Here is a 26,453-nt window from a genome sequence, read left to right on the forward strand (position 1 = left end):
TTGTCTTTATAATTCTTCTTTTTTATACAAACTTGGTAAACTAATTTTAAGTCTTACTGCAAGTAACCTTATGATAATAACAATGAGTCCAGCAATAACAAATATAAAGTTGGTATCTGCAACAAAATTACGCAGTAGGAAATAAGTGAGTCCGCCTAAAATACAAGGCGTTGCGTAAATTTCCTTTCTAAAAATTACTGGAATCTCATTACACAAGATATCTCTTAACACACCTCCAAAACAGGCTGTTACAGTCCCTAAAGCTATGCAAATTATTGGATGTAAACCTGCTACAAGTCCGGCTTCTATTCCAACCACAGTATATAAACCAATACCTATAGTATCAAATAAAAATAGTGAACGCCTTAGATATCCTATTTGCTTCCGAAGTACAACTGCAAATATTGCTGAGGCTACAATGACATATACATATGTCATATTGGTCATCCATGATACTGGTTGCACACCAATCATGACGTCTCTTAATGTACCACCTCCAACCGAAGTTACAAAAGCAATAATAAGAACACCAAAAGCATCCATGCGTTTATCGAGAGCTACCAAAACTCCAGAAATAGCAAAAGCAATAGTTCCTAAGATATCGATAACTTGAAAAAACATTACATTCCTTGGGTATAGTAATTATAATCTTTTAGTATAGTATCGATAAATTCGATATCACTACTATTAAAGTCTTTTATTTCAACAACTTCCACAATCTTTTTTCTTAACTTAATAAGCGTTTCATAATCTCTAGAGGCTTTTGCCTTTACATAAGTTTCTTTAATAATACGAGCATCATTATCAGAAAGCCTAATAACATTTGGATATGTGGGCTTGTAGGTATCATCTAATTCTTCCAATATCGTATGGCTTATATTAACCTTATTCTTTAATGTAATTACAGAAGTGCCAGCGGTCATATCTCCTAATCGCTGGCTCATTTTACTTGAAACTATTGCAATTAAAGCAACGACTGGTCCAAAAAGTGGCCCTAATAAATTTAAATCTACAATTCTAAAAAACCAGCGCACTACATGATCTCCAATTCCTGCTTGATAGCCATCAATCTTAACTACTTTTATTTTCATGATACGCTTTCCAATGGTTTGACCATCAAGTAAGGATTCAAACACTAAAGAATACAATATTACAGGCAATAACAAAAGGATATAAATAGCTGTTTGTGACCATCCATCCATCTTATCGATAGCACGATCCCATTCCATGACATTAAATACAATTTGAAAAGCAACAACGATGTAAGCGACTTTTATAATCAAATCTATAACGTAAGCTAATATGCGCTCACCAACACTTGCTGCGATGAAGGTTATATTAACGTTTTGTGTCGTATTTATTTGTAACTCTACCATTAATTGCTTTAATTTGAATGCGTATGAGAGAAGTTGCATTTATCAAACAAAATAAAGAAAAGTGGCTTAATTTTGAAAAGGCCATTTTTGGAAAAAAACTCAAAAATCCTGATGAATTAGCATCACTTTATATTCAGTTAGTAAATGATCTGTCGTATGCACAAACTTACTATCCCAAAAGTAAAACAATTCTTTATTTAAACAACTTAGCGGCCAAAGCTTTTCAAAAAATTTATAAAACCAAACGAGAAGACACTAATCGCTTTGTGCATTTTTGGAAAGTAGAAGTCCCTCTTATTGTTTATGAACACAGACGTTATGTTCTCTATGCTTTTATACTCTTTTTAACCTTTGTTGCTATTGGTGTCCTGTCTGCTGTATATGATGATTCGTTCGTGCGGTTAATTTTAGGAGATGGCTATGTTAATGATACCTTAGAAAACATTGAAGCTGGAGATCCTGTTGCTGTCTATAAAAGCGGTAGTGATTGGGGAAGTTCTATTGGTATCACCTTCAATAACCTTCGTGTAGGTATCACATCCTTCGTTTTGGGAATTTTTGGTGGACTAGGTACAGCCTATGTCATGCTTGAAAATGGTATAATGGTTGGTGCTTTTCAGTATTTCTTTTACCAAGAAGATGTACTTTGGGAAAGTGTGAGAGGGATTTGGATTCATGGGTCTATGGAAATATTTGCCATAGTCATTGAAGGTGCAGCAGGTTTAATGCTTGGAGCTAGCATTTTGTTCCCTAAAACTTATTCTCGAATGATCTCCTTAAAAATAGGTGTTAAAAATGGTCTCAAAATCTTAATAAGCACTTTTCCTTTTACAATAGCTGCTGGCTTTTTAGAAGGATACGTTACAAGATACTCTAACACAATGCCTAATTGGTTATCTGTTGGTATTATACTATTTACACTAAGTCTCATCACCTTTTACTATTTGGTTTACCCGTTTATAGTCAACAGAAAAATAAAAAAAGCCTATGCAACTCTATAAATCCAGAGGTTTCGGAGAATACTTTCAAGATACCTTTGCGTTTTTAAAACAAAACGGAGGCCATCTATTTAAAAACTTTTTTATCATCAATGGGGTTTTCTTATTAATCTTAATGGTGATGACCTATTTTTTTGGTGAATTCTATACAGATATGCTCTTTAGTGGTATAAATGGAACAACTAATCCCTTAGACAACTACTTGAATGATAATGCCGGACTTTTCTTTTTATTCGCATTTGTGTTTATTGTTGTTGCATTGGTCGCAGCAATGATATCCTATTCATTTCTGCCTATATATCTAAAACTCTTTATCAAAGCTAACGGAAAGCATTTTAACGCTACCGACATTTTAAACGTGTACAAAGCTAATATTGGTAAAATTTTCATCTTTTTACTGTGTGCGATACTTATTGCCATTCCGCTAGCTATATTTATAGGTTTACTCTCATTTGTTCTGGCCATTACGTTTATTGGTTTACTCGCCTTACCTTTAGTTATTGGTGGTGTAAGTTTATATTACCAAGGTGCTCTAATGGAATACTTTGAAAATAAAAAAGGAATTTGGGAAAGTTTTGGGTATTCATGGAAATTAATGAGTTCTAAATTTTGGGCAGCTATAAGCTGCGCTGGACTCTTCTATCTCATGAGCTATATTATACAAAATGTAGTATCATTAGTGCCTTATATTTTTGGAATGATAAATATGTACACAGATTTTCAACCTGGTGTCAATCCTGATCCAGAAGAAGTAGGTAAAACAGTGACATTTTTAATGATTGTAGTTTTCTTAATTACCTTCTTTGTGAGTAGTTTGCTTAATATTATTGTACAGCTTAACCAAGGTATCATTTTTTATAGTCTAAAAGAAGACAACGAAAATATTGGTGCTAAAAGTGATATTGATTTAATTGGATCTGGTGAGTAGATACTTGTACTTACATATAATCCTCTTATTCTTCGGAATATCGCTAAACTCCAATGCAGCCAGTTTTGATGAATCGTTTTATGCTAAAAGCATACAAGATTCGGTATATATTGATGTAGAGCCCATAAACAAACGAGAATACAACGACCTTAGAGAAAAATATGATGGCAACGAGTTCATTTATGAACGGACAGCAGAAAACTCTGGATGGTGGACACGTTTCAAACAATGGCTTTCCGACTTATTTAAAGAGCTCTTTAATATTAATTCTGATGCTAAAGCTGCCGATATTACAGATATTGCACTAAAGATTTTTTATGTTGTTATCTTTTTACTTGTTGTGTTATTTATCGTTAAGGCCATAATTAACAGAGAAGGTTATTGGGTATTTGGTAAGTCTTCAGATAAAAGTATCATTCCTGTCACAGATATAGAAAACAATATTTTTGAAACTAATTTTATTACTCTTATTAAAAATGCTGAAAACAATGGCAACTATAGGTTGGCCATTAGATATTATTACTTATGGTTGCTTAAAACACTATCAGAAGCAGAACTTATAGATTATGATGTAGAGAAAACAAATAGTGATTATTATACTGAAATTAAAAGTGAAAACACTAGGAAAGAGTTTTCATATACGTCATATCTCTATAATTATATTTGGTATGGAGAATTTGATATAGACAATTTGCAATTCGAGAAAGCCAAGACTGCATTTACTCAATTTTTAAATTCAATTAAGACATGAGTAAGACACTAAAAATATATCTCGGCATCTTGCTATTACTATTTATAGGTATTGCTGCTATAGAGTTTTCTAGACCTATACCTGTCAACTGGGAAAAAACCTATAACGAGACCCATAAAATACCTTATGGAACCTTTGTGTTTTACGAAGAATTAAACAACTTATTTCCAGACAGTAAAGTGCAAGACATTAAAGTAACACCATACGAGTATTTTGATGACTATTACAGCTGGGAAGATAGCACCTATCTCACTTCTGGGACCTATATGATTATTGATGAATATCCAAATATTGATAACACCTCAGCTCAAGAATTGTTAGATTTTGCGTCTTATGGCAATGATATATTCATGTCTAGTAATTATTTTCCAACCAGACTTTTAGATTCATTAGGTTTTAAAACTCAAAACGATTTTAATTTTGAAGGCAAGGCAGAGTTTTCATTCACAAACCCAATTTTCAAGAATGATTCTATTACTATCGAAAAAGGACTAAGTAATATCTATTTTTCTGAAATAGACACACTCTACACTACTGTTCTAGGTTATCAAAAATTTGGAGATGCAAAATATGCTAACTATATAAAGACATCTTGGGGAGATGGCTATTTCTATATTCACCTACAGCCTGCAGCGTTCACAAATTATAACTTACTTAAAAAGTCTAATGACAAGTATGCATCAAGTGCAGTATCCTATTTAAAAGATGATACGATCTATTTTGATTCGAGAAATAAATCGAGAAAAACAATGAGTAATTCATCTTTACGCTTTATTCATAGCCAACCACCTTTAAAATGGGCTTGGAGATTAATGCTATTAACAACAGTATTATTTATGATATTTAATGCTAAACGAAAACAGCGTATTGTAAGTGTGAAAACTCCACTTAAAAATACCACAATAGAATTTACAAAAACGATTGGTAATTTGTATTACGAAACCAAAGACCATGACAACTTAATAGAGAAAAAAATCACATACTTTTTAGAATATATACGTCGTGTATACTATTTAGATACTCAAATTTTAGATGATAAATTTGTAAAGAACTTATCTTTAAAATCTGGTAAAGATGAAAGTGATGTTAAAAAATTAATTAACCAAATTGTACATTTAAAAGCTAAAACAACCTGTAATGAAGGTGATTTATTGCGATTAAATAAAGCTATTGAAGATTTTTACACGAGATAACTATGGAACATTTAGATGACAAGCAAAACGAAGATTTAACGCCTAAAAATGAGCATTCAGATGTATCATCATCAGAAAATGCGAATGCAGCAGTACCACCTGAAACCAATCAAGCTCTAGAAACTTCTGAGAGTGATATCAGTTTTAAAAATCGTATTGATTTAAGTGAGCTACAAGATGGTATAGCACTCATTAAAAATGAAATTGGAAAAGTCATTGTTGGGCAAAAAGGAATGATAGATATGCTTATCGCTTCTATTTTAGCCAATGGACACTCGCTTATAGAAGGTGTTCCTGGTGTAGCAAAAACGATCTCTGCAAAACTTTTGGCCAAATCTCTAGATATTGGTTTTAGTCGAATTCAATTTACACCAGATTTAATGCCAAGTGATATTTTGGGTACGTCTGTATTTAATATGAAAAATTCAGAATTTGAATTTAAACAAGGTCCTATTTTCTCAAATATGATTCTCATTGATGAAATAAACAGAGCACCAGCCAAAACCCAAGCTGCACTATTTGAAGTGATGGAAGAACGCCAGATTACCATAGATGGAAACAAATTTAAAATGGAATTACCGTTTATTGTTTTAGCCACTCAAAACCCTGTAGAACAAGAAGGTACTTACCGCCTACCTGAAGCGCAATTAGACCGTTTCCTATTCAAAATAGATATTGATTATCCTAATATTGATGAGGAAGTAGAAATCTTAAACAGAGAACAAAATTTACAAGGAGCTCTTAAAACAGATCAAGTAAAAGCACATTTAAGTAAAGACCAAATTAACAAATTCCAAACATTAGTAGATCAAATCATTATTGAATCACATTTGATCAAATATATTGCCGATATTATCGTAAATACACGTAGTAATCCGTTTTTATACCTAGGAGCTTCACCTAGAGCCTCAATTGCTATACTAAAAGCAAGTAAAGCATTTGCTGCCATGGACGGAAGAGATTTTGTAACACCAGAAGATATTAAACGTGCAGCTATCCCTGTTTTACAACATCGTGTCATTGTTACTCCAGAACGTGAGATGGAAGGCGTGACCACGAAACAAATTATCAAACAAATTATAGAAGCTGTAGAAATACCTAGATAATTCGTATGGAACTAACGCAACATTGTAAACTTTGTGATCATAAAATCATTGATTATATGACAGGTACTCTATGTGGTTTAACCAACAAAAAACCTGATTTTCAAAATAAATGTGGCGTCATAAAATTAGAATCAGAGTTTGAAGAACAGATAAAAAAAACCAACATCGAATACGAGGCTGTATTAAAGACCAAAACAGATACTATTGGACATATCACTATGTATTCTATCATTGCTGTCGCATTATTTATTGCAGGTTTTCTTTTAGGAAAATTTATTTTCGATAAAGGTGTCATCTCAACGGTTCCATTAATTGTAATGGGATTAGGACTTGGCCCATTAGGTATTGCATTTGGTCCTTTAAATAAATACATGACCAATTTAAAACTTGCTAAAAAAAAGAAGCAAGATCTAGATATATTGTGTAAAATGTATGGTTATCATTACGATATAAATATCGTTCATAACAAAGACAGTTTAGGAAACAAATCATACGATACCGATTTAAAAATTAGAAAAACTAATAACACCTATTAAATAAAAAATAACACCATTTGAAACGCATTAAACCTTTTTATTTACAAAACAGATTCTTCTATGCATGTATTGCCATTATGGTATTATTTGTATTGAGTTTTTTATTTCCTAGAGGTTTTGCTATTGTTAAGCTAATACTGTTATTGTTGGTGACCTTAACAGTCTTAGATACCATCATTTTATTTGCAGCCAAAAACGGTGTTGTTGGTAGACGAATTTTGCCAGAAAAATTTTCTAATGGTGATGAAAATCCGGTTAATCTTATTCTGAATAATTATTATACATTCAATGTTAATGTAACTATTATTGATGAAATTCCTGAACAATTTCAAGTGCGTGATTTTAATATCAAACGAAAATTAGAAGCCTCAAGTACATCACAAATTGAATATAGACTCCGACCTGTAGAACGTGGTGAATATCACTTCGGAAAATTAAATATCTATGTCACTTCAGTCTTTGGTTTAATTGCACGTCGTTTCACTTATAACGACGAAGCGATGGTTCCAACTTACCCTAGCTTTATCCAATTGAGAAAGTATGATTTACTGGCCATAAGTAATAATTTACACCAATATGGTATTAAAAAAATACGAAAGATTGGTCATACCATGGAGTTTGAACAAATTAAAGATTATGTTTTAGGTGATGATCTCCGTACCATAAATTGGAAGGCCACAGCTAAGCGAAATCAGTTGATGGTAAATCAATTTCAAGATGAAAAATCACAGCCTGTTTACTCCATCATAGATAAAGGCCGTGTCATGAAAATGCCTTTTGACGGACTTACACTTTTAGATTATGCTATAAATGCTGCCCTTGTGATTTCTAATGTTGCACTAAAAAAACAAGATAAAGCAGGTATTCTAGCCTTCTCAAAAAAGGTAGAAAATATTGTCGTTGCCGAACGTCGTACATCTCAAATGAACCTTATCCTTGAAACATTGTACAATGTAAATACCGATTTCTTTGAAAGTGACTATGGCAGACTATATGCAGACACCAAACGAAATATCAAACAACGAAGTTTGATGCTTTTGTACACCAATTTTGAAACTTTAGATAGTCTCCACAGACAATTACCGTATTTAAAAGGGATTGCTAAAAACCATTTATTGGTTGTCATTTTCTTTAAAAATACAGAGCTTAATAATCTCATTACCGAAAAGGCCGAAACAGTTCAACAAGCTTATGATAAAGTCATTGCAGAGAAGTTTGCTTTTGAAAAACGTCTCATCGTTAATGAGCTTCAGAAATATGGTATTCAATCTATATTGACCTCTCCTCAAGATTTGACAATCGATACCATCAATAAATATCTAGAGATTAAGGCAAGAGGACTACTTTAATTTACTTGATTTAATCAATCTATATTTTCTTTTATTAAATTAGTGCTAGATAACATTTCATGTGTCTACATACTACTAATTAGTAGTATTTAAATAATTAGAATGAATAAAAGAATAAATAATAAGATAGTTGGAACTTTGGGTTTGTCATCCGTTATTCTACTGGTAATTGCTCTTTTATTTTTTGGTTTGCTAAATAAAGAGTTTAATTTCATTAATGATTTCATAAGCAAACTAGGTGCAAAAGAAGAGCCTTATGCATTTTGGTGGAACTTAATTGGTTTCATCTTTGTTGGAGTTTTATTAGCTGCCTTCGGACTTACATATGGCATTTTTTTAAAAGATAAATTACTCTCTATCTTTCTATCTATATTTGGTATTGGATTCGCTTTAACCTCTATACCAATGGATATGTCCTTATCAGATTCGCCTGTATCTAAAGCTCATATTGTGGTGATTTGCCTTGGACTTGCCTTTTGGTTATTTGGACTCTCAAGAATGGGATATAATTTAAAATTAAGCAAGAAGATAAGACATAGAGCCAATTTAACAGCTATCTTACTTATAGGGTCAATGATTGGTTTTGTTTTTGGATTGTGGTCTATGCCAATAACTCATCGATTAGTTTTTGGTATTGTATTTGGCTGGACGACGCTAACCTCATTAGAATTAATAATCAAAAAAAACGAGTATGAACATTAAAGACTTTGCCGTAGAACGTTACTTTGCTAGATACGAATTTACTGCCAAGTATATGTTATCCAGTTCCGATTGTGATGGTTATCCCATGAGCTATGTTTTAGATTTAGCGTCAGACAATGAAAAGACATCTTGGGATACTCTAAAACTTGGATATACTGAGACTTTAGGCAGTCCAACGCTTAGAAAAGCCATTAAGCAACATTATAAAACAATCGATTTAGATGATATTGTGGTGTCTTCTCCTGGAGAAGCTAATTTCATTCTAATGAACATTTTACTTAGTAAAGGCGATCATATTATCTGTATGTCTCCAATGTATCAATCGTTGTATCAAATCGCAAAAGAGTTAGAATGTTCGGTATCATTTTGGAAGCCTAGTGAAGAAAAAAATAAATGGTATTATAATCCTGCCGATTTAAAAAAATTGATACAAGCAAATACAAAGCTCATCATTGTTAACTTTCCTCATAATCCTACTGGATTTAGCCCTGAAGTGAATGACTATTTACAGATTATAGACATTGCTCGTCACCATGGTATACCTATTTTTTCAGATGAAATGTATCGATTTTTAACTCATGCAGAGCATAGTGATTTACCTCCAATGTGTGATTTATATGAAAACGGCATCAGTCTTTGGGGAACGGCTAAAACTTTTGGACTAGCAGGATTACGGCTTGGTTGGCTCACTTCTAAAAACAAAGAATTTCTAAAAAAAGTAGAAAGCTTTAAAGATTATTTGTCAATTTGTAATAGTGCAACTAGTGAAATATTAGCAACCATTGCTTTAAACAATATAGATAAATTTGTAAAGCCTAACATAAAAAAGATTCAATCCAATATCGCATTGTTTTCGGAGTTCCATAAAAGGAACAATCACCTATTTGATTTTCACAAGGCAAAATCTGGATCAACAGCATTTATTAAATTAAAGATTAATGAGACCTCCTATCAGTTTGCTGAAAAATTGGTAAAAGAAACGGGAATTATGCTTCTACCAAGTGAAACATTTGAATATGGTACATCCCACGCAAGAATTGGTTTTGGTAGAGCCAATATGCCCGAAATGTTAGATGTTTTTCAAAAGTATATTACTAAACATTATAGCTCATAATTTTATATCAAATCTATGATAAAGAAGCATATCTCTATGGCCAAAGAAGAAGAACAAGGAAAACTTGGTATAACTTATCTAAAAACAATATGGGCATCTGTTATGCTTCAAAAAGAAGGAATAGTAAATGAAAGCACACAACTAAAACATAATTATGTAACTGCAGTATTTGATGCTTTGGGTATAGGAATAGAACCTACTTATAAATATGTCTTTGAATCTTCCCCTTCTTTTGAACAATTTGAAGATTGGATATTGAGTAATGGACAAGTATCTCAAGAAATGATCAATCTGTTTAACTTAGCCATATCGTCTTCAAATCAAAAATTACAAGACCAAACTACTGAAAACAACGTACTAGATAAAAAAGCATTAGAACATTGGGATAAAGAAGGCTATATAATTATACCTAATGCCATTACTGAAGACGATATTGAAGCTAGTTTAGATGTTATCTATACGCATTTACAAATAGATCCAAACAATACATCCACTTGGTATGAAGACCACCCATTAAAACAAGGGATCATGGTGCAACTGTTTCGTCATCCACAATTAGACAAGAACAGGTTTTCAAAAAAGATCCAACAAGCCTACCAACAACTTTGGCAAAGAACTGATTTAATTGTAAGCAATGACAGAGTTAGTTTTAATCCTCCTGAAACTGATAATTACAAATTTCCTGGGCCAAATCTACATTGGGATGTTAGTCTCAAACGCCCCATTCCTTTTGGTCTTCAAGGCTTACTATATTTAACAGACACACCTGAAAACCAAGGTGCATTTACCTTAGTTCCAGGATTTCACAGAAAAATTGATTCATGGCTAGAGAATTTACCACATACAGTAAATCCTAGAACCTATGACTTTCAACAATTAGGAACTAAACCAATTGCGGCAAAGGCTGGAGATTTTATTATTTGGAATCAAATGCTTCCGCATGGAAGTTCGCCAAATACAGGAATGAAACCACGTGTTGTTCAATACATTAATTATCAACCTATCCATCGTGAAATTGAAACGGAATGGATCTAAAATGACTAAATTTTTCAAAAAATAGACAGACTTGTCTATTTTTGATAATTTTTTATATATTTGCAATATGAAACACGCTTTAGTTAAAGATCATATTATTCAAACAGCTTCACATTTGTTCTATCAAAATGGGTATAACCTCACTGGTATCAACGAAATTATAAAAGAAGCAGGCATAGCCAAAGCGACACTCTATAATCATTTTAAATCTAAAGAAGACATCTGCATTGCTTATTTACAGCATAAAAACAGCATGTTTATTTCAGAAATTAAAGCTTTTGTTGAAGAACGTAAACATGGCGAAAATCGCATTTTAGCATTATTTGATTATCTGGATCAATTTTTTAATTCCAAAGAATTTAATGGTTGTTGGTGTATAAATACAATTTCTGAAATCCCAAAGGACAATACCAAAATACGAGAAGAGATTTTAAATCAAAAACAAAATTTAATCGTATACATCACTGAATTAATCAAAAATAACTTAGAAGGCCTATCAAAAGAAAACAGTAAATCTATTGTAAAGCAAGTGTACTTACTCTATGAAAGCGCAGTCTCTGAAAGCTACTTACAAAATGATATTTGGCCAATTCATTCGGCGAAAACTATTTGCAAACAACTATTATAATATCAAAAAAATTTACACAAAAACAGACAGACTTTTCTGTCTATAATCAAACACAAATATATATTATGAAAACATTCGAAAACAAAACAGCCCTCATCATTGGAGGCACTAGCGGTATTGGTTATGAAACTGCTCAACACTTGTTAAATGAAGGCGCAACTGTACATATTGTTGGTAGATCGACAGGAAAAGTTGCAGCTCAAGATCATTTAATAAAGCATACGGTAGACATAACCGATGCATCCGAAGTAGATGAACTCATTTCAAAAATTAATAGCTTAGATAATCTAGATTACCTGGTAAATGCTTCAGGTATTTTTGGACCAAAGTCCTTTTTAGATCATACTAAGAGTGATTATGATTCATATTTAGACCTCAATAGAGGCTTTTTCTTTATTACACAATCTGCTGCAAAAAAAATGAAGGATACATCTGGCGGATCTATTGTAAATGTAGGTTCGATGTGGGCAAAACAGGCTGTTAAAGCTACCCCATCTTCTGCTTACTCAATGCAAAAAGCTGGTTTGCATTCGTTAACACAACACTTAGCCATGGAATTAGCCGATTATAATATTAGAGTTAATGCTGTATCTCCTGCTGTAGTTCAAACACCTGTATATCATAGTGTATTTGGAGGAAAAGAAGAAGCAGATAAGGCTTTGGAAGGGTTTAATGCATTTCATCCTATTGGAAGAAATGGTACACCTAAAGATGTTGCCAATAGCATCACCTTCTTATTATCTGATAAAGCGTCTTGGGTCACTGGAGCTATTTGGGATACAGATGGAGGTGTAATTGCTGGACGTAATTAAACAAACCCATTTACAATCAAAAAAGCATGTCATTAAACAATGATATGTTTTTTTTTACAATTCAGTCATAAAAATTGACGGTTCGGTTAGTCTCTTTAGGCAAAGTTTTCTTTTCGTTGGATATTTGACTCATCAATAACAAATAAACCATTTAAAACATCATATCATGAAAACTTTATTTTTATCAATCGCCTTAATAGTAGTATCAACTTTAGGATTTGCTCAAGATAGCAAAGGACAAACCATCACAGTAACTATAGAAAATGCTAAAAACGATAATGGCAAACTATTAGTGTCTCTAAATACAAAAGATACCTTTATGAAAGGTGCAGGAATTCAAAATGCCGAATCTAAGATTAAAGACGGAAAAGCGACCATCACTTTTGAAAACGTAACGCCTGGAGATTATGCCATCATGGTTTTACATGATGAAAATGAAAACGAAAGAATGGATTTTGAAGACAATGGAATGCCAAAAGAATCTTACGGAATGTCTAATAACCCTAGAAGTTACGGACCTCCAATCTATGAGGATGCAAAATTCACACTTACTAAAGAAGATATTAAATTATCTATTAGACTATAACACAACTTCATCAATCAATCAATCAATCAATCAATCAATCAATCAATCAATCAATCAAAAAGTTAGTCAATCAAAAAAAAGAACCTTCTCATAGAAGGTTCTTTTTCATTTACATTGGTTTACCAATATAATCTGAAAAGGATATTAGGTGCAAAACCTATAGAGAATCTATCTATAAGCTCTATATCACTATTTAAGTCGTTATTACCTCTATACTCTCTACTTATAAGGTTTTTATTATCGTAGACGTTTCGTATTGAAAACCCTACTTTTGCTCTTAACTTACTATCTTCGGAAAATTTGAACTTATACGTAGACGATAAATCAAGTCGGTGATAGTTTGGTAATCTATTGGTATTTATTCCATCATTAAACTCTAAACCATTAATTCCATTTGTAGATGCTGTATAAGGCTTACCTGTTTGCCACCGCCATCCTAACGCCACTTGAAAATTTGATAATTTATAACTTAATGAAGCAGTAAAAGCATGTCTTACATTAGATCTGGAATCAAAAAATTCAGTATTATTTAAATTTTGATACTTACTCTCCGAATTATTGAATGCATAACTTAGCCAAGAATTGAACCTATTAAATCGTTTCCTCACATAAACATCAACACCGTAAATTCGCTGCTCTCCAATATTAAATGCGCTATTATTTGGATTCAAAAATCCAAAAGACAAAGCTGTGATATCATTTAAAGTTTTGTAGTAATTGTCGATATCTATAGTCCATCCATTGTTAGTAAAGATAAATCCGGCAGATACTTGTTTGCTATTAATAATAGGAAACTCATTTCCGTTAGCTAATCGCCAGACTCTATTTTCTAAAGACAAATCACTTATTATGGTTTCATCGATCTCACTAATAATTTGATTTTTAATTTCTCCCGAAATTTGAAGTTTTAAGTTTCTGAGTAACTGTTTGTAAAACAACAATCTTGGCTCAAACCTAAAGGTGTCGAGTTCATCAAAGTAGTTTACTCTTAAACCTAAAGACAATTCAAATAATTTTGGATTTTTATATTCATAATTTCCATATAGACTATGCGTTTTTACTACAGTTTTATCTTCATCTAAAACAAATTGTAAATTCGCTGTATTTAAAAACGCATATGCAACATCTTTTAATACGAATTGATAACCTAACGTCGCAGAATTATTAGTATTTATATGCTGCACAAACTCTGTTGAAATTCCAGAATCAAAGATCACATTTCGCTTTTCAAAATCAGACACTTGCGTCTCTCCTTCCGAAGTAATAAAATTATAATTGAGTTTATATTCTGAAAAAAACGCTGATGTATGTTGACTCAATTTAGAATTCCATTGGGTTTCCCAACCCATGCCATAACCTGTGTTTTTAATCAACATAAGATCATTAAAACTTTGGTCATTATCTATATCAAACACTGTATAATTTAACTGATTATCTATAGAGATCATGCTTGCATACAAGCTATTGTTAGCATTAGGTTGGTAGTTTAATTTCACATTAAAATCTAAAAAACTGAAATCGTTATTGGGGTTATCACCGTTTTCAATTTTTGTGCTTTCAAAAACCTTATCTGCTAATCTATCGAATGTATAGGATTGGTAGAGGTCGGTATAACTTGATCTAATTGAAGCTTGAATACCCAATTTATCTTTAATGATTGGTGCTTCAATAAATGCATCTGCACTAATACCATTAAACCCTATTTGTGCTTTTAATTCATCCTCAATTTCTGAATTAGTCCGCATAGATATTACACTAGAAGCGCGTTCACCATATCTAGGATGAGACCCCTTGTTTATAAAAGTAACATCTTTAGTCGCATTGGGATTAAATGGTGAGATCATTCCAAAGAGATGTCCTTTATGATAAATATTAATCCCATCCCAAATTAACCGATTTTGATCCATCTTTCCGCCTCTAACTAAAAAACCAGAAGCTGTTTCATTTGGACTCACAACTCCTGGTAATAATTGAATACTCTCTAAGACATCTGGCTCGGTGAGGCCAGGTAATATGCCCAGATCTTTCGGACTAATTTGATATGACCCATCTTTCCGCTTGGATATGCCTTTTGTGAGATAACTATTAATAATTATTTTATCTAGTTCTTGTATATTGACTTCAGATTCAGATTTATTGACGATGATATATCTACTCGCAACAATTTCAAAACTCAACCCAGTTTGTGTTTCTATAGCTTTAAGCACTTGTGTTAAGCTGCGCTTTTCTTTTTTAAGATTAACTGTTTTTCCTTTTATAATCTCGTCTTTATATGAAAAACGTACATCATAAATATCTTCAATAAGATCAAAAGCATTTTCAATTTTTTCAGACTCAAAATTGATATAAAATTTATTAGCCTCTTCTTGCGAAAAGGCTAAAACAGGCAAAATTAGTAAAATGCTGTTAATCAATTTTTTCACTTTATACTCAAATAGATGTTCCGATTGTCTTTTTCAACGTATCTTATTTGTAGAGATTTAAATACCGTTTTTAATGCAGTATCTAAATCGTTGTGGGTAAAACTACCTGTATACACAACTGTTTGATCAATATCTTTTGCTTCAATATTAATATCGTATCTTGATTCTAATGCAGAAATCACATATTTTAAAGGTACACTTTTAAACGTGCTTTCACCATGAATCCAAGTAGGATCAGTCTCAAAGGTTTCCCACTTTTCTATAGAATGACCATTAATGCGTCTAACAGAATGTGTTGGTAATAAAATGTAGTTTTCGTCTTTAGATTGTACGCTCACTTTTCCTTCAAAACAAACCACTTCAAATAGATCGCTTATAGAATTAACATTGAATTGTGTTCCTAAAACTTTAACCTCACCATTTTCAGTATGTACTGTAAACGTATTTCCTTTTTCTACTTTGAAATAGGCTTCACCTTCTAAGTGCAAAGACCTATCAGATGCCCATTCGTCTTCATTATATGTCAATGTAGATTTAGAATTTAAAATCACCTCAGACCCATCTAATAATGCTATTGTTTTATATTCTCCGTAATTGGTTTTGATTGTCACAATATCATCAGCTAAGAGCGAGAATAGTCCAAAAAATAAGACTATAGATGCAGCAATACCAATAAACCAACTATTCGTATGGAGCTTACGAACATTACCTTTCTTTTTAGAAATATGATCAGTAATTTTTTCAAAAGAGGCTTCTGTTGAGGCTTCTAATGCTTCGTAGGTTTCAATCCCTTTTTTGATTTTCATATAAGAATTATACTCAGCGTTAGTCACTAAGGTTTTCAGATCTTCATCAGTGATCTTGCCTTCTAACCATTTGGCTAAAAACGTATCTTTTTCGTTATGTAAATCTTGTTCTTTCATTTGAATACTATAATAAAGACAACTACAATTAATAAAACCCTACCTAAAACATCATATTTTTTAAATATTTCCAATTTCCGACCTCATGACAACTAATGCAGCATGCATTCGTTTTTCAACAGCTTTTATCGAAATGTCTAATTCTAGAGCTATATCTTTGTATTTCTTTTTCTCTATTCTATTTAATAGAAATACTTCCTTCTGCTTTTCGGGTAATCCATTTATTGTACGTTCTAACTTATCCATAAACTCTTTCTCAAGCATTATAAACTCTGGAGATTCATTAGTAGCTTCTTTCACTAAACTTTGTTGATGCTTTCTCACCACATTGTCATGTTTCACAGAATTTAAGAACGTATTTGAGGCTACTGTATAAAGATAGCTTTTTACTTTATCATAATTTACTTTACTACAGTTGTCCCAAAGTTTTATAAAAGTTTCCTGCAAAATGTCTTCAGCCTTATCGATATCCTGAGTTTTAAAAAAAATAAAGCGTCGCAAATCTTTGGCATACTCACGATAGATAGTCTCAAAAGTTTGAGACTGACATATTTTATGTGGATCTTTAGCCATTATTTGCTTTGAAAGTGAACGTGTCAAAACTAAATAAAAAAAAATTAGAGTAAAAAGTAGGGTATTTTTTTTGACAGTTGTCTTAGTTATGATTAATCGATAAAACCATATTTAATCTTAAAAATTGCTATGATGAAAAATTTCAAATTATTTCTTTTAAGCTTTGCCCTTATTGCAAGCGTTTTTACGTCATGTACAAATGACGAACCTGTAATAGAAGATCAAAATATAGACGAAAGTGCGTCTATCACTACATCTCTATCAGAACTTAGATTACAATTCAACAATCAAGGAAACATGATTCCTACGGAGAATCCAACAGGAAATATCGTGTTTGATTTCTGTTTTGATTTCGTATACCCAATTAACCTATCTTATAATAACGGGACTACAGTTGCTGTTGAAAGTCTTGAAGATTTAGTACAAGTTTTAATTAATTCTACAGATGATCTATACATTAATGGGATTGCTTTTCCTTTTGATGTCGAAACATATAACGATGATTCTGATGCTATAGAAGTAGTTACTATTAACAATGAAGAAGAATTTGAAGATGTTTTAGAAGACTGTGATTTTGATGAATTTGATTGTGAATGCGATGACGAGTACGACCCAGTTTGTGTTGAAATAGAAGCTCCAAACGGAGAAGTATTCTTAATGACTTATCCTAATGAATGCTATGCAGAGTGTGACGGATTTACCGAAGATGATTTTTCTGAAAACTGCGAAGAAGATTATAATTGCCCTGGAGGTATTGAGTGCTTTACTTTTAACTTCCCACTATCGATTATTACAGATGATGGTACAACTTTAGAAGTAAACTCACAAGAAGAATTAGATAACGCCTTATACAATTCATACTATTTTGATTTCGTATTCCCAATTGACGTGACTCTTGATGATGGTGATGTATTAACTATAAACAATGAAGAAGAATTTGAAGACATTTTAGAAGATTGCTTTGATGAATACGACGATGATTGTGAAGAATGTGCAAATACAGATGGTCCAGTTGTATGTGTTGAATATGAAGAAGACGGTCAAACGATAATCATTCCATTCCCTAATGCATGTTATGCAGAATGTGAAGGATTTACTCAAGAAGATTTTGTTGACTGTGGAAATACAGGTTCAGAATGTTTAGAATGTCTAGAAGAAGAAATCGATCCAGTTTGTGTAGAATATGAAGAAAACGGACAAGTATTTGTTACGTCTTTCCCTAATGCATGTTATGCAGAATGTGCAGGGTTTAGCTCAGAAGACTTTATCGAATGTGAGGATATAAATAATCCTTCAGATTGCTCTGAAGAAGATGTAGAAGGTCTATTAGTTGAATGTCAATTTTGGACTGTAACCATTGGAGATCAAGAATACACTTATGTGTTTGGTAGTGATGGAACAGTTACCGTAAGTGAGGCCAATGACCCAATAACTTCAGGTACTTGGGAAGTTTCAACAACTCCTGTTGGAGGAGAGGTTGGTGTTACTGTAAATACAGATTCAGGTAACTTTGCTAGTGTTTGGTTATTCTTTGATTGTGATAATCCAGAAGGACCAGAAGTAGTAAGTACTGCTTCATGGGTACTAGATATAACATCTGGTTGTGAATAAAATTGATTGGTTTTAAGCTTGATAATAAACCCTTTGGAATCCTATTGATTCCAGAGGGTTTTCTTTTAGATACAATATTTCTTAGATTCAAATACTTTCATCTAACCAAGCTTTCATCATCCATACCGTTTTTTCTTGCTCTGTTATAAAATCACTAATCATAGAATTAGTTCCTTCATCATTAGCATTTCCAGAGCTTTCTAAAATCTGACGCTCAATTTTCAATAATTCGGTTAAAGAGGCTACTATGAGTTTTACAGCCTTTTCATCTTCGGAAATATCTTTACCAACAGGGACTTTTGCCGCTTTTGTGTAATCTTCGAAGGTATGTAACGGAGTCACACCTAAAGTTAAAATACGTTCTGCAATTTCATCTACCTTTATATTGGCATCTGTATACAGCTCTTCAAACTTTACATGTAAGTCGAAAAAACGTTTTCCTCTAATATTCCAGTGAATGCCTCTTAAATTCTGATAATAAATCTGAAAATTTGCTAAAAGATGATTTAAATCTTCTGCAATTAATCTTGTTTTGTGAGTTTCAAGCCCTATACTATTTAGTGTCATAATGTCTATTGTTTTTATTAATGCAAATTTATTTTATAATTAATTCAATTTATTATAGTTTTTATAAATAGTTTTTATATTTTTATAGTCTAAATGAATAACAATGACAATTACACAACTACATTACGTATTAGCTATAGCAGAACATAAGAATTTCACAAAAGCTGCCGAAAAGTGTTTTGTAACGCAACCAACTCTAAGTACTCAAATACAAAAATTAGAAGAAGAACTCGATATACTCATCTTCGATAGAAGTAAAAAACCTATTGAACTTACAGATGTTGGTAGAAAAATTGTGCAGCAAGCCAAAAATATAGTTGATGAGTCTGATCGTATACAGGATATTGTAGATCAACAAAAAGGATTTATTGGTGGTGAATTTAAGATTGGGATTATTCCAACCATAATGCCAACACTATTACCTATGTTTCTCAAAACTTTTATTAAGAAATACCCAAAGGTCAAACTCAAAATTGAAGAGTTAACCACTGAAGAAATCATCACTAGAATTGTAGACGGACATTTGGATGCCGCAATTGCTGCTACGCCTCTAGAACACGAAACGATAAAAGAGCGTGTACTGTACTATGAACCTTTTGTAGGTTATGTCCCAGACGATCACAGATTAAAGGACAAGAAAAAAATTGAGGTATCTGATTTAGATATTAATGACATGTTGCTATTAGAAGATGGTCATTGCTTTAGAGATGGTGTAATCAATCTTTGTAAGGCATTTAAAACCCATGAAGACGACCAATTTCAATTAGAAAGTGGTAGCATAGAAACCTTAGTCAAACTATCCAATGAAGGCTTGGGAATGACACTTCTTCCCTATCTAAATACGCTAGATCTTAACGAAAAGATGTCAGCTAAATTACATCATTTTAATGATCCTTCACCAGCTAGAGAAGTAAGTATTATTTATCACAAAAGTGAACTAAAAATGCAAATCATTGATGCATTACACAATGTAATCTCTGGTATTATAAGAGGTGCTATAGCATTTCAAAATGTTGAGATTATTAGTCCAATAGCTAAATAAATCTTAACTTTTAGAGAAAATCGCAGAAAAACCTTTAAGGTTTATCTGCGATTTTTAACTATAAGCCCATATTAGAAGGCATACTGAACACCTAAAGTAATGGTTTCCTTTTGTTTTAACTGAACACCATTTACATCTTGCAATAATGGAGTCGCAAATTCAAAACCAAAACGCACATTCTTAAATGACCCTTCAGGCACATAAAGATTAAAACCTAAGCCAGAATTAATATAGGTACCACCTGAGTTCCTAGTATCTGCGGTAATCACCATCATTGGGTTTAAATCAGAATTAACGCCATCAATCTCACTAACAATCAAACCTTCCAAACGTGCTGAGAAGCTCAACCAATTTGCAACTTTATAGGCCATCCAGTTATTTAAACTATAACGATTTCCTAAGGAATAATCATTATCATTTTCACCAAAACGAATGACACCTCTTAGTTGAGAGCCAAATGAAATAGCATTATTTTGAACTAAATAGGTCAAAGCCAATTCAGAATCAAAAGTTCCACTGCCAATTTGCATTGGATAAGGCAAAATAACTTCATTACCCATAGAGGCTGGTGTTTCATCTTTATTATCTATAGATCCTATAGGCAAAGAAAATCCTATTTGTCCATGTAATTGCTGACGGTTTTTGTTAAAAAACTTGTACATCATGGCTAACTTCAAATCACCAAATCCAGAAGATTCAGTCATAAATGTTCCACCCATGGCAGTAAGGTGATCCATTTCCATGGTTATATAGCTAGTCATAGCCATAACTGTAATTCGATTACTTGGTGCATACATAGCGCCTAGCATATGCATTTGCATTGGCATTTCTGTTGGTGTGACCATATACTCTCCTCCATTTGGAACCAAAACGCTCCCAAATCCCACATCATCGTTACTGCGTTTGAGGTCTTCCATTGCCATGGACATATATCTGTATGAGAACATAAATTCTCCTTTTCCGTGCGTATGGTCTCCCATAACCGATATTGGTGCATGTCCATCTGGTCTACTTCCTGACCATTTTTTTGTGTCTTCGTTGTCTTGTGCGCATACGAGCGTACTTGCCATTAAAAAAATGACATATATAAGTTTGTTCATTCTGTATTGCTTTTAAAATGAATGTTATAAATAATTTGAAAAAATTAAGACAGAAATGTCTTAGCCGAAATAAGAAGGCACAAACCGAGGAGGATGAAACAACTCATAAATAAAATTACGTGTTTCAGTAGTATTAGAACACCATCTTTTTTTAGATAAATAAGGCTCTATTACTGTATCGTTTTCTGAATGATATACTTGAAAATATAATGGATAAAATGCCTCAAATACGGTATTTATAGCTAAACTTTCATCACTTGAGCTATCATTTTGAGAAACTTGAAGCTGTTTTGCTAAATGACATTTACCATTACACTGAAGCTCGGGTTTTTCCTTATTCACACAATAGGTCTCAATAATATAATCAATGTTTAACTGGTAATATAAGACTTGACCTACAAAGTAAATTGGTCTAAAAGCGAAAGAGATGAGCAATATGAAAAGAAATATCTTTTTCAGGGCTTCAATGATTTATACAAAGATAAATTAAAAGTAAATTCTACTAAACTTAAAACCATAAAAAAAGCGACTCGTAAGTCGCTTTTTTTTATTCATTTAATAAGATTAAACATTGATCTAATTCTGGGTTCTGTAAGATTAAAGATTTAATATAAATCTTAAGCTCTTCAATTTCGTAAGGTAATAATCTTTGAAGTGCTTTTTGTAATTCTTTACAGAACAATGTAGCGTCGAAACTCACTTTATTAAGTACAGTTTTTGTGTACTCAAACATTGCTCTTGCCATTCTTTAATTGGGTTTAGGGTTTAAAAAAAGTAGATTTGTTTTATATGCCTTTGTTTTAATTATTACATTCTAAATGTAGTAAAAAAAATGATTCCCTAGACGAACAGTGTCAAAATTTAACAGCCAATTATATGTTAAAACCTATTATCGCCATCCAATAAATCTCCTAAACCTCCAAGGATACTGCCTTCTCCCTTACTATTACCACCTCTTGGTATAGAAGACACAATACGACCTGCAAGTCTGCTAAATGGTAGTGATTGCACATATACTACTCCAGGCCCTCGAAGTTTAGCAAAGAATAAGCCTTCACCTCCAAAAACGGTATTCTTAATACCACCAACAAATTCAATATCATAATCGATGTCTTGAGTAAACCCAACAATACAACCTGTATCTACTCGTAACGTTTCACCAGCTTGTAATTCTTTTCTTGCCATGGTTCCTCCTGCATGTACAAAGGCCATCCCATCGCCTTCTAACTTTTGCATGATAAATCCTTCGCCTCCAAAGAGTCCGCGACCAAGTTTTTTAGAAAACTCTATACCTACACTTACACCTTTAGCTGCACATAGAAATGCATCTTTCTGACAAACAAATTTGCCATTATACTCTGTAAGATCTATAGGAACAATTTTTCCAGGATAAGGTGAAGCAAATGATACATTGCGCTTTCCTGAAAGGTCATTATAAAAGGCTGTCATAAACAAACTTTCGCCTGTGAGAATACGTTTTCCTGCACCTAATATTTTTCCGAAGAACCCTGTATCCTTTTCTGAACCGTCACCAAAAATGGTTTCCATTTTGATACCGTCGTCCATCATCATAAAGCTTCCAGATTCTGCAATAACACCTTCTTGAGGGTCGAGTTCTATCTCGACATATTGCATTTCTTCTCCGTAAATTCTGTAATCGATTTCGTGTGATGTCATGGTTTTGTGTTTTTTAATTGATTACCTATATGTTTTAAGACTCCTGCTTTTGTTACAACTCATTATTAACTTTTAACCTTTAGCGTCCATTCAAAGTTAAAATCTGATACTTGTACGCCGTCTTTATTTATTCCTTTCGAATTTAACCAAACGGTTTGTCCTTCTCCTGTTTCTATGGCTTTCTTAATGGCATCATCAATGTCTTCTCCTTGATTACAAGTAAAAGTAATTCTTCCCGTTGCCTTTTTAGTAAACGATCCATTATTATTGGCGACCAACATGGAAATATTCTTTCCACTTGACTTGATCTTAGACATAACCAAAGCACCAGTAGTTAACTCTGCTGCCATACCTTGTACAGCCCAAAACATAGACTTAAATGGGTTCTGATTAAACCATCTATGCTTGACCGAAACCACACAAGTGGTATTACTTAAAGCTTTAGTACGTACACCACAAAAATATGCGGATGGTAATTTAAATAATAAAAAGGCATTGAGTTTTCTTGGTGAAACTATCATGTTTACTGGAAGTTTCAGCTAATTTATTGAAAATATTTGACACTACCATTTGTTAATATTATGTTAAATTTAAGTACTATGCGTAACATAATACCTGTTTTTAGACATATATTTGTATAAGAAATTACTATATGTTTTAAAATCATGTTAGACAATCATCAAAAAAACATCGCAACATTTATCCATTTATCAACCTTTAGTAGGTTTATAATTCCATTAGGAAATTACATTGGGCCAATTGTATTATGGATGGTGAACAAAGACAAATCAGAGTTTATTGATAATCATGGGAAGCAAGCCATTAATTTTCAAATAAGTATTTTACTTTATACATTAATTCTTGGTACAATATCAATCCCATTTTTCATTTTTAAAGTTTTCAACGGTTTAGACTTTGTGGATTTTAATGGGTTTCATGATTTTCATATCAATATTGGACAACCTTCTCCTCTATTATATATAACTGGAGGTTTAGCTTTTTTAGCAATCATAGGGTTTATTCTAGAAATGGTATTTATAGTTATTGCTAGTTTAAAAGCAAGAGATGGCGAATTATATCATTATCCATTAACCATCAACTTTTTAAAATAAAATTTCATCAATTAACCATCAATCAATCAAAAAATGAACAGTTTCACTTTAAAATCTCATTTATGAAGATAGAAAACACAAAAGCACAAATGCGAAAAGGCGTATTAGAATACTGCATTTTGTCAGTATTAAAAGATGACGATGCTTACGTGGCAGAAATCTTAGGCACGCTTAAAGACGCAAAACTACTTGTGGTAGAAGGGACAATTTATCCACTTCTCACAAGGCTTAAAAATGCTGGACTACTCAATTATCGTTGGGAAGAATCCACATCTGGACCACCAAGAAAATATTATGGTCTTACAGAAACAGGTCAGTTATTTCTAAAAGAATTAACCATTACCTGGAACGAATTACAAAATGCAGTTAATATAGTAACAAGAGAAAAAACTAAAAAATAATGAATAAAACAGTCAACATAAATTTAGCAGGTATATTCTTCCACATAGACGAAGATGCATACTTAAAATTACAGCGCTATCTTGAGGCTATAAAACGTTCATTTACAGACTCTCAAGGTCGATCAGAAATCATATCAGATATTGAAGCTCGTATAGCCGAACTATTTAGTGAGCGTGTACAAAACGAAAGACAAGTTATAGGGCATAAAGAGGTAGATGAAGTCATCACTATCATGGGACAACCAGAAGATTATCTGGTTGATGACGAAATCTTCGAAGATGAGCCTAAACGTTCATACTCAAAACGTAGTACGTCTACATCTAAAAAATTATATAGAGATACAGACAACTCTTATGTTGGAGGTGTTTCATCAGGATTAGGGCACTATTTTGGTATCGATCCATTATGGATTCGTTTAATCTGGTTCTTATTAATTTTTGGAGCAGGTACAGGAGTTTTATTATACATCCTACTTTGGATCTTTGTTCCTGAAGCTACAACAACTTCTGAAAAATTAATGATGAAGGGTGAGCAAGTCAATATTAGTAACATCGAAAAAAAAATTAGAGACGGTTTCGACAGTGTGTCCAATGCTGTTCAAAATGTAGATTTAAAAAAACAAGGCGATAAAATAAAAGAAGGTTTCGAACACGTTTCAGATTCTATTTCCGAAGGTGTAAAAAAAGCCGATTTACCTCGTCAAGGCGAACGTATAAAATCAACATCTAGTACATTTTTTGAGACTATTGGAGACATCATTATGTTCTTTTTAAAGCTTTTTGCTAAATTCTTTGGTATTATTTTAATGATCGTTGGTGCAGTCACTATCATTTCATTAGTAATTAGCTTATTTAGCCTTAGCATACTGGACAACGTAAACATTCCTGGAACCAATTTCTTTCATATTGCCGATGCTACTAATGTACCTGTTTGGGTCATGTCGCTACTCGTATTTTTCTTTGTTGGTATTATAGCATTTTTCATATTCTACCTTGGATTGAAAATATTAATTACCAATCTGAAATCTATTGGTAACCCAGCAAAATATACCTTATTGGGCTTATGGTTAATTTCATTTATCTCATTAATTATATTGTCTGCAAAATTCGGACTTAGTTTTAAAGAAGAAGGTTCTACAATTAAGACTGAAAAATTAGCATCAATTACAGCTAACGACACTATAAGTTTACGAATGGATGACAATGATTTATTCTCAAGAAACAGATACTATAGAAGTTATGGCTTTGATACAGCTTACGACGATAACGACAATAAAGTATTATACTCTAGAGGTGTGAGACTTATTGTGAGATCAACTAAAGATAGTATTGGTAAAATTAGAGTAGAACGCAGTGCAAGAGGATCAGATTACAACAATGCTAAAAATAGAGCAGAACGTATCAGCTACAAATATAACTTACAGAATAATGAATTATCATTAGATAGCTATTTAACCATTCCTTTAGATGAGGCCCGCAAAGGTCAGTCGGTTACTGTAACCGTTTATTTACCTGAAGGCGCTGTACTTTATGCAGATAAAAACACATACAACTATCATAGTAATGATTACTATTATAACGACATTCTTGATCATAACATGGAAGAGCGTCATCTTAAAATCATTACCAACGGTGTGAAATGTTTGGATTGTCCGGAAGATGATGAGTTCAGAACCGAAGTTGATATAGACGATGACGAGAACGGACTCGAAATTAACGAGGATGGCATAAAGGCTAAATCGGATAACAGTAGTCTAAAAATTGACGACGACGGACTTGAAGCAAAAATCGACGATGTTAATGTTAATATTAACGACGAAGACGGTGTAAAAATCACAACCGACAACAACGAGAATTAACAATTCATCCTAATCAATCAACGGTTCAGATATTTAAAATTTAACTAACCA

Annotated in this window: 29 protein-coding genes; 18 read left to right on the forward strand and 11 right to left on the reverse strand. The window is 32.6% G+C overall.

The features are described 5' to 3' along the window. Window positions 1-6 precede the first annotated feature (6 nt). Together Q0783_RS07300 and Q0783_RS07305 are read right to left on the reverse strand one after the other, a co-directional pair. Window positions 7-621 (reverse strand): trimeric intracellular cation channel family protein, encoded by a 615-nt coding sequence (locus tag Q0783_RS07300; protein ID WP_298894256.1) that lies wholly within the window; start codon window positions 619-621, stop codon window positions 7-9. Further along, the gene (locus Q0783_RS07305; RefSeq protein WP_298894257.1) at window positions 621-1,376 is read right to left on the reverse strand and encodes an RDD family protein; all 756 of its coding nucleotides are present in this window, start codon (window positions 1,374-1,376) and stop codon (window positions 621-623) included. Before Q0783_RS07305 ends, Q0783_RS07300 begins: the two co-directional genes overlap by 1 nt. Before the next feature lie 23 nt (window positions 1,377-1,399). On the opposite strand from Q0783_RS07305, the gene Q0783_RS07310 reads away from it, so the two are divergent. The 13 genes from Q0783_RS07310 (at window position 1,400) to Q0783_RS07370 (ending at window position 13,114) form a co-directional block, all read left to right on the forward strand. Further along, window positions 1,400-2,377, forward strand: a complete 978-nt coding sequence (locus tag Q0783_RS07310) for a stage II sporulation protein M (protein WP_298761132.1) — start codon at window positions 1,400-1,402, stop codon at window positions 2,375-2,377. Further along, on the forward strand, window positions 2,364-3,302 hold the full coding sequence (locus Q0783_RS07315; protein ID WP_298894258.1) for a hypothetical protein: 939 nt from the start codon (window positions 2,364-2,366) through the stop codon (window positions 3,300-3,302). Before Q0783_RS07310 ends, Q0783_RS07315 begins: the two co-directional genes overlap by 14 nt. Beyond that, window positions 3,295-4,053, forward strand: coding sequence for a DUF4129 domain-containing protein (locus Q0783_RS07320; RefSeq protein WP_298894259.1), 759 nt, complete (start codon window positions 3,295-3,297; stop codon window positions 4,051-4,053). The genes Q0783_RS07315 and Q0783_RS07320 overlap by 8 nt, the downstream gene beginning before the upstream one ends. Further along, on the forward strand, window positions 4,050-5,246 hold the full coding sequence (locus tag Q0783_RS07325) for a DUF4350 domain-containing protein (protein ID WP_298894260.1): 1,197 nt from the start codon (window positions 4,050-4,052) through the stop codon (window positions 5,244-5,246). Before Q0783_RS07320 ends, Q0783_RS07325 begins: the two co-directional genes overlap by 4 nt. Window positions 5,247-5,248: 2 nt before the next feature. Next, on the forward strand, window positions 5,249-6,352 hold the full coding sequence (locus tag Q0783_RS07330) for a MoxR family ATPase (protein ID WP_298761137.1): 1,104 nt from the start codon (window positions 5,249-5,251) through the stop codon (window positions 6,350-6,352). A gap of 56 nt (window positions 6,353-6,408) precedes the next feature. Next, window positions 6,409-6,888, forward strand: coding sequence for a hypothetical protein (locus Q0783_RS07335; protein WP_298894261.1), 480 nt, complete (start codon window positions 6,409-6,411; stop codon window positions 6,886-6,888). A gap of 17 nt (window positions 6,889-6,905) precedes the next feature. Beyond that, the gene (locus tag Q0783_RS07340; protein WP_298894262.1) at window positions 6,906-8,237 is read left to right on the forward strand and encodes a DUF58 domain-containing protein; all 1,332 of its coding nucleotides are present in this window, start codon (window positions 6,906-6,908) and stop codon (window positions 8,235-8,237) included. Window positions 8,238-8,339: 102 nt separating this feature from the next. Continuing rightward, window positions 8,340-8,939, forward strand: coding sequence for a DUF998 domain-containing protein (locus Q0783_RS07345; protein ID WP_298894263.1), 600 nt, complete (start codon window positions 8,340-8,342; stop codon window positions 8,937-8,939). After that, window positions 8,929-10,053, forward strand: coding sequence for an aminotransferase class I/II-fold pyridoxal phosphate-dependent enzyme (locus tag Q0783_RS07350; protein ID WP_298894264.1), 1,125 nt, complete (start codon window positions 8,929-8,931; stop codon window positions 10,051-10,053). Before Q0783_RS07345 ends, Q0783_RS07350 begins: the two co-directional genes overlap by 11 nt. Before the next feature lie 15 nt (window positions 10,054-10,068). Further along, a complete protein-coding gene (locus Q0783_RS07355) occupies window positions 10,069-11,088 on the forward strand; it encodes a phytanoyl-CoA dioxygenase family protein (protein WP_298894265.1) in 1,020 nt (339 codons plus the stop codon). Between the two features lie 67 nt (window positions 11,089-11,155). After that, window positions 11,156-11,716: a TetR/AcrR family transcriptional regulator gene (locus tag Q0783_RS07360; protein ID WP_298894266.1), complete on the forward strand. Its 561-nt coding sequence runs from the start codon at window positions 11,156-11,158 to the stop codon at window positions 11,714-11,716. 65 nt (window positions 11,717-11,781) lie between these two features. Further along, the gene (locus Q0783_RS07365) at window positions 11,782-12,528 is read left to right on the forward strand and encodes an SDR family oxidoreductase (protein ID WP_298894267.1); all 747 of its coding nucleotides are present in this window, start codon (window positions 11,782-11,784) and stop codon (window positions 12,526-12,528) included. Window positions 12,529-12,694: 166 nt separating this feature from the next. Then, window positions 12,695-13,114, forward strand: a complete 420-nt coding sequence (locus Q0783_RS07370) for a DUF2141 domain-containing protein (protein ID WP_298894268.1) — start codon at window positions 12,695-12,697, stop codon at window positions 13,112-13,114. A 119-nt stretch (window positions 13,115-13,233) separates the two neighbouring features. Here Q0783_RS07370 and Q0783_RS07375 read toward each other — a convergent pair whose 3' ends face one another. From Q0783_RS07375 to Q0783_RS07385, 3 genes are read right to left on the reverse strand one after another with little or no spacing between them, the layout of a single operon-like run. Continuing rightward, a complete protein-coding gene (locus tag Q0783_RS07375) occupies window positions 13,234-15,537 on the reverse strand; it encodes a TonB-dependent receptor (RefSeq protein WP_298894269.1) in 2,304 nt (767 codons plus the stop codon). Next, complete coding sequence (locus Q0783_RS07380) at window positions 15,534-16,460, reverse strand: FecR family protein (protein WP_298894270.1); 927 nt, start codon at window positions 16,458-16,460, stop codon at window positions 15,534-15,536. The genes Q0783_RS07375 and Q0783_RS07380 overlap by 4 nt, the downstream gene beginning before the upstream one ends. Window positions 16,461-16,520: 60 nt before the next feature. Beyond that, the gene (locus tag Q0783_RS07385) at window positions 16,521-17,033 is read right to left on the reverse strand and encodes an RNA polymerase sigma factor (RefSeq protein WP_298894271.1); all 513 of its coding nucleotides are present in this window, start codon (window positions 17,031-17,033) and stop codon (window positions 16,521-16,523) included. Between the two features lie 132 nt (window positions 17,034-17,165). On the opposite strand from Q0783_RS07385, the gene Q0783_RS07390 reads away from it, so the two are divergent. Next, window positions 17,166-18,644: a hypothetical protein gene (locus Q0783_RS07390; protein ID WP_298894272.1), complete on the forward strand. Its 1,479-nt coding sequence runs from the start codon at window positions 17,166-17,168 to the stop codon at window positions 18,642-18,644. 87 nt (window positions 18,645-18,731) lie between these two features. On the opposite strand, the gene Q0783_RS07395 is transcribed toward Q0783_RS07390, so the two are convergent. Continuing rightward, window positions 18,732-19,211 carry a Dps family protein gene (locus tag Q0783_RS07395; protein WP_298894273.1) on the reverse strand — a complete coding sequence of 160 codons (480 nt, stop codon included), beginning with the start codon at window positions 19,209-19,211 and terminating at the stop codon, window positions 18,732-18,734. 103 nt (window positions 19,212-19,314) lie between these two features. On the opposite strand from Q0783_RS07395, the gene Q0783_RS07400 reads away from it, so the two are divergent. Next, window positions 19,315-20,253 (forward strand): LysR substrate-binding domain-containing protein, encoded by a 939-nt coding sequence (locus tag Q0783_RS07400; protein WP_298894274.1) that lies wholly within the window; start codon window positions 19,315-19,317, stop codon window positions 20,251-20,253. Window positions 20,254-20,324: 71 nt separating this feature from the next. On the opposite strand, the gene Q0783_RS07405 is transcribed toward Q0783_RS07400, so the two are convergent. The 5 genes from Q0783_RS07405 to Q0783_RS07425 all read right to left on the reverse strand — a co-directional run bounded on the left by Q0783_RS07405 (window position 20,325) and on the right by Q0783_RS07425 (window position 23,551). Continuing rightward, entirely contained in the window at window positions 20,325-21,353 is a 1,029-nt protein-coding gene (locus Q0783_RS07405; protein WP_298894275.1) for a transporter, read from the reverse strand. Between the two features lie 60 nt (window positions 21,354-21,413). Further along, window positions 21,414-21,788: a hypothetical protein gene (locus Q0783_RS07410; protein WP_298894276.1), complete on the reverse strand. Its 375-nt coding sequence runs from the start codon at window positions 21,786-21,788 to the stop codon at window positions 21,414-21,416. A gap of 112 nt (window positions 21,789-21,900) precedes the next feature. Continuing rightward, window positions 21,901-22,098, reverse strand: coding sequence for a hypothetical protein (locus Q0783_RS07415; protein WP_230937252.1), 198 nt, complete (start codon window positions 22,096-22,098; stop codon window positions 21,901-21,903). A 134-nt stretch (window positions 22,099-22,232) separates the two neighbouring features. Next, window positions 22,233-23,030 (reverse strand): TIGR00266 family protein, encoded by a 798-nt coding sequence (locus Q0783_RS07420; protein WP_298894277.1) that lies wholly within the window; start codon window positions 23,028-23,030, stop codon window positions 22,233-22,235. Window positions 23,031-23,095: 65 nt separating this feature from the next. Continuing rightward, window positions 23,096-23,551: a DUF4442 domain-containing protein gene (locus Q0783_RS07425; RefSeq protein ID WP_298894278.1), complete on the reverse strand. Its 456-nt coding sequence runs from the start codon at window positions 23,549-23,551 to the stop codon at window positions 23,096-23,098. Window positions 23,552-23,695: 144 nt separating this feature from the next. Here Q0783_RS07425 and Q0783_RS07430 point away from each other — a divergent pair, with 144 nt between their 5' ends. The 3 genes from Q0783_RS07430 to Q0783_RS07440 all read left to right on the forward strand — a co-directional run bounded on the left by Q0783_RS07430 (window position 23,696) and on the right by Q0783_RS07440 (window position 26,402). Continuing rightward, the gene (locus tag Q0783_RS07430) at window positions 23,696-24,142 is read left to right on the forward strand and encodes a DUF4870 domain-containing protein (protein WP_298894279.1); all 447 of its coding nucleotides are present in this window, start codon (window positions 23,696-23,698) and stop codon (window positions 24,140-24,142) included. Between the two features lie 62 nt (window positions 24,143-24,204). Further along, on the forward strand, window positions 24,205-24,543 hold the full coding sequence (locus Q0783_RS07435) for a PadR family transcriptional regulator (protein WP_230937256.1): 339 nt from the start codon (window positions 24,205-24,207) through the stop codon (window positions 24,541-24,543). Beyond that, complete coding sequence (locus Q0783_RS07440; RefSeq protein ID WP_298894280.1) at window positions 24,543-26,402, forward strand: PspC domain-containing protein; 1,860 nt, start codon at window positions 24,543-24,545, stop codon at window positions 26,400-26,402. The genes Q0783_RS07435 and Q0783_RS07440 overlap by 1 nt, the downstream gene beginning before the upstream one ends. Window positions 26,403-26,453: the final 51 nt, after the last annotated feature.

The sequence above is a fragment of the uncultured Psychroserpens sp. genome (assembly GCF_947500255.1).
GTDB lineage: Bacteria > Bacteroidota > Bacteroidia > Flavobacteriales > Flavobacteriaceae > Psychroserpens.

Bases quoted from the DNA above. Each gene is read 5' to 3' on its own strand.
- Q0783_RS07300 (WP_298894256.1), bottom strand. From the start codon at position 621: ATGTTTTTTCAAGTTATCGATATCTTAGGAACTATTGCTTTTGCTATT.
- Q0783_RS07305 (WP_298894257.1), bottom strand. From the start codon at position 1,376: ATGGTAGAGTTACAAATAAATACGACACAAAACGTTAATATAACCTTC.
- Q0783_RS07310 (WP_298761132.1), top strand. From the start codon at position 1,400: ATGAGAGAAGTTGCATTTATCAAACAAAATAAAGAAAAGTGGCTTAAT.
- Q0783_RS07315 (WP_298894258.1), top strand. From the start codon at position 2,364: ATGCAACTCTATAAATCCAGAGGTTTCGGAGAATACTTTCAAGATACC.
- Q0783_RS07325 (WP_298894260.1), top strand. From the start codon at position 4,050: ATGAGTAAGACACTAAAAATATATCTCGGCATCTTGCTATTACTATTT.
- Q0783_RS07330 (WP_298761137.1), top strand. From the start codon at position 5,249: ATGGAACATTTAGATGACAAGCAAAACGAAGATTTAACGCCTAAAAAT.
- Q0783_RS07335 (WP_298894261.1), top strand. From the start codon at position 6,409: ATGACAGGTACTCTATGTGGTTTAACCAACAAAAAACCTGATTTTCAA.
- Q0783_RS07345 (WP_298894263.1), top strand. From the start codon at position 8,340: ATGAATAAAAGAATAAATAATAAGATAGTTGGAACTTTGGGTTTGTCA.
- Q0783_RS07350 (WP_298894264.1), top strand. From the start codon at position 8,929: ATGAACATTAAAGACTTTGCCGTAGAACGTTACTTTGCTAGATACGAA.
- Q0783_RS07355 (WP_298894265.1), top strand. From the start codon at position 10,069: ATGATAAAGAAGCATATCTCTATGGCCAAAGAAGAAGAACAAGGAAAA.
- Q0783_RS07360 (WP_298894266.1), top strand. From the start codon at position 11,156: ATGAAACACGCTTTAGTTAAAGATCATATTATTCAAACAGCTTCACAT.
- Q0783_RS07365 (WP_298894267.1), top strand. From the start codon at position 11,782: ATGAAAACATTCGAAAACAAAACAGCCCTCATCATTGGAGGCACTAGC.
- Q0783_RS07370 (WP_298894268.1), top strand. From the start codon at position 12,695: ATGAAAACTTTATTTTTATCAATCGCCTTAATAGTAGTATCAACTTTA.
- Q0783_RS07380 (WP_298894270.1), bottom strand. From the start codon at position 16,460: ATGAAAGAACAAGATTTACATAACGAAAAAGATACGTTTTTAGCCAAA.
- Q0783_RS07385 (WP_298894271.1), bottom strand. From the start codon at position 17,033: ATGGCTAAAGATCCACATAAAATATGTCAGTCTCAAACTTTTGAGACT.
- Q0783_RS07390 (WP_298894272.1), top strand. From the start codon at position 17,166: ATGAAAAATTTCAAATTATTTCTTTTAAGCTTTGCCCTTATTGCAAGC.
- Q0783_RS07395 (WP_298894273.1), bottom strand. From the start codon at position 19,211: ATGACACTAAATAGTATAGGGCTTGAAACTCACAAAACAAGATTAATT.
- Q0783_RS07400 (WP_298894274.1), top strand. From the start codon at position 19,315: ATGACAATTACACAACTACATTACGTATTAGCTATAGCAGAACATAAG.
- Q0783_RS07405 (WP_298894275.1), bottom strand. From the start codon at position 21,353: ATGAACAAACTTATATATGTCATTTTTTTAATGGCAAGTACGCTCGTA.
- Q0783_RS07415 (WP_230937252.1), bottom strand. From the start codon at position 22,098: ATGGCAAGAGCAATGTTTGAGTACACAAAAACTGTACTTAATAAAGTG.
- Q0783_RS07420 (WP_298894277.1), bottom strand. From the start codon at position 23,030: ATGACATCACACGAAATCGATTACAGAATTTACGGAGAAGAAATGCAA.
- Q0783_RS07425 (WP_298894278.1), bottom strand. From the start codon at position 23,551: ATGATAGTTTCACCAAGAAAACTCAATGCCTTTTTATTATTTAAATTA.
- Q0783_RS07430 (WP_298894279.1), top strand. From the start codon at position 23,696: ATGTTAGACAATCATCAAAAAAACATCGCAACATTTATCCATTTATCA.
- Q0783_RS07435 (WP_230937256.1), top strand. From the start codon at position 24,205: ATGAAGATAGAAAACACAAAAGCACAAATGCGAAAAGGCGTATTAGAA.
- Q0783_RS07440 (WP_298894280.1), top strand. From the start codon at position 24,543: ATGAATAAAACAGTCAACATAAATTTAGCAGGTATATTCTTCCACATA.